Below are 2,785 nucleotides of genomic sequence, written 5' to 3'. Positions count from 1 at the left end.
AGGAACTCCATGTTCGGGAGATAACTGTCCAGGTTGGCAGAAGCTAGACAACAATCCAGCCACCGCCAAAATAAGCAGTAGCGTAGGTATATCAGAGTAGAGCTTCCAGAGATTGTGTTAGCTAAGCCGGATGTTTGCCAGTCTGGCTTAGTTTGATGATTCTGATGGAAGCCACTGACACAGCAAAGATAGCTTCAGGTATGGCATCGAAACAAAAACATGGCAACTTTTGTTAAATTACTGGATAAGCTTCTTCAAAAACTAATTGATAGCAATAGCGATATTTAGCAAAATCATGGACATCGGGAGATTCATAGCAAAATTGACTCGTTTAATGAATAAACGACTGTTGCGAGCTCTATCGTCTTTAATTGGCTTATATATTTTGAGCATCATACTTTCATTACCCCACGCTATCTCTGCTTCTTTACAAGTTGAACATAATGCCAGCATTACTCCACTCACTATTGTTCAGGTACCTGCCATGACTTTACCAAGCCAAATTTTTAAACGATGGACACATTCTCGCGAAGAAGATCGGGCAGACATCCTTGTGTATCGTCCCAAGGACTACCCGTTTCCACCCGCGCGCGGTCGGGAAGGACTGGAATTCCGCGAGAACGGAGAATTTATTCGCTACCAGATTGGTGCCACGGATAGAAGCTTAGGAGTTCCTGGTCGATGGAGTATTCAGAACACAAATATGGTAGAAGTGGAATTTCCAAATCAATCCGTTTCATCGTATACATTGACAATCCTGGAATGCGATGAGCAGATTCTCAAGGTCAGACAAACCGCAGGGGGTACAAGTCAGTGAGTACCCTGATAGAATTATGAGAATGAAATGCAATTCGGAACGGATGAGATAGTGGATATAGGCGTTGAGAAAATGCTATATCTGAACCTTTCGTCTAACAAACGGATGCACCGGACGGATTGACAGCCTTTGGCTTAGTTGCACGTAGGTGGGAAGTATCGGCTCAATAAGTAGCGGTAGCACAGAAAAAAAATAAGCAGAGTACACAAAGTGTCATAAAATAGGACACATGACGCAAAAGATTATTTCACAAGACAAGTCATCCTCAGATTTACTGCAAACCATCGGCCCCCCAGGGATTGCAGACGAATCCATGCGTCATAAAGTAGAGCTCTTACTGAACCTCATTGAGCAATTACAATTAAAAGTCAAAGACTTAGAGTCAGAGAATCAACGGTTAAAAGATGAAAACAACCGATTGAAGGGAGAACAAGGAAAACCAGACATCAAAGCCAACTCCAAAGGGTTCAAAAGCCAGCACTCATCAGAAAAAGAGCGAAAAACGCCAAAAAAGCATAGCAAACGCAGTAAGAACGCGACGATTACTCCTTTCCCGCTCAAAGAGTACAGAAAATGCTATAGTAAAAAAAAAGCGAGGAAAATATCAATGAATCTGAGCCAAAGATTGCGATTAGTAAGCCTAGATAAAAAGCAGTGGCAGCGACTATATTACAAGAATCAGCAAGCATATATACGACAAAGACTATCAGCAATCAGGTATCTAAGTGAAGGAAAAAGCCGAGGGGAAGTAGCCAAATTAGTAGGCTCTACAGATTTAACCATAGCCAAATGGATTGGTAAATATCTAGATGCAGGATTAGAAGGGCTAGTGGAGCCAATCAAGCATCAAGTGAAAGAGAGGCTAAATCCTGAGCGGCAGCAGGAGATCAAAGAAATGGTATTGAACGAGAGGCCAACTAAGTATGGAATAGACCGAGAAATCTGGACCGGAAAAATTATAGCATTCGTAATAAAGCAGAGATGGGGAATAGAGTTGAAAACATCGAGAATCTATGAAATATTAGATAAGTTGAATCTATCACATCAAAAAGCACACCGAGATTACGAGAATGCTTCACCAGAAAAACAAAAAGAGTTTGTGAAGATGCTAAAAAAAAATGCGCCAGAAAAAGCCTGGGGAGAAAATAATCTTCTTTGATGAATTCTCCGTATATAACCGACCAAGTACATACTACGGATGGGCATTAAAAAATACTCGACCTCAAGTGTCATCAAATGAAAGTAAAAAGAGAGAGAAATTAAATGGATTATTAGCAGTAGATGCTGTGAGTGGAGCCGAATTCTTGCGGTTAGTACCAACTGCCAAAACAGAAGACTTAGCATTATATTTTGGAGAGGTATGCTCATACTGTATTCAGGAAAGAATCAAGCATTTGACAATCATATTAGATAACAATTCTACGCATAAAGATAAGCTGCGCCGTTATTTATGGGCTGAGTTATTCACATCAGGGATTGAGGAACACATAACAGTTAAATTTGTTTACACACCACCATATTCTCCGAATTTTAATTGAGTCGAATATCTAATTCATTTGCTCCGATTGAGACTACTACATCATTTGCCAAGTGACAAAAGTATCGAGCAGGTTGAACTGCGAATTAAAACCTTTTTTGAAACTCAACAATTGCAGACTCCACTCCAAATTGCCAACACGATTCAACATATCTATAATCTCATTCTATAGTCTTCTAGCGGGAAGGGAGTAAAATAGAGCGAGAAGAAATACTAGAATATCCCACAGACCAACTGCCAGCAGATGCAGAATTTAAAGGATACGAACAAGTAATCATCCAAGATATCAGCTTGGCAACGGACAACATATTATTCCGCAAACAGAAATATTATTCACCCTCAGTCGGAAAAACTTATAGCATTTCTTACAAAGGTGAGGTACAATAACAGCAGTGAGTAAACCAATTCCAAATATTTGCTGATGTAACTTC

General features: G+C 40.1%; 1 protein-coding gene and 1 pseudogene. Both read left to right on the top strand.

All coding sequences use genetic code 11. The annotated features are described in order from the left end of the window. Positions 1-334 precede the first annotated feature (334 nt). A complete protein-coding gene (locus QUA04_RS23545; RefSeq protein ID WP_333261467.1) occupies positions 335-817 on the top strand; it encodes a hypothetical protein in 483 nt (160 codons plus the stop codon). Positions 818-1,424: 607 nt separating this feature from the next. Continuing rightward, a pseudogene (locus QUA04_RS23540) lies at positions 1,425-2,526 on the top strand (IS630 family transposase). Positions 2,527-2,785 lie beyond the last annotated feature (259 nt).

The organism is Microcoleus sp. S13_C5, from assembly GCF_036700845.1.
Taxonomy (GTDB): Bacteria; Cyanobacteriota; Cyanobacteriia; order Cyanobacteriales; family Microcoleaceae; genus Microcoleus.
Note: the sequence above shows the minus strand (reverse complement) of the source record. Positions and strands in the feature narration are given on the sequence as shown.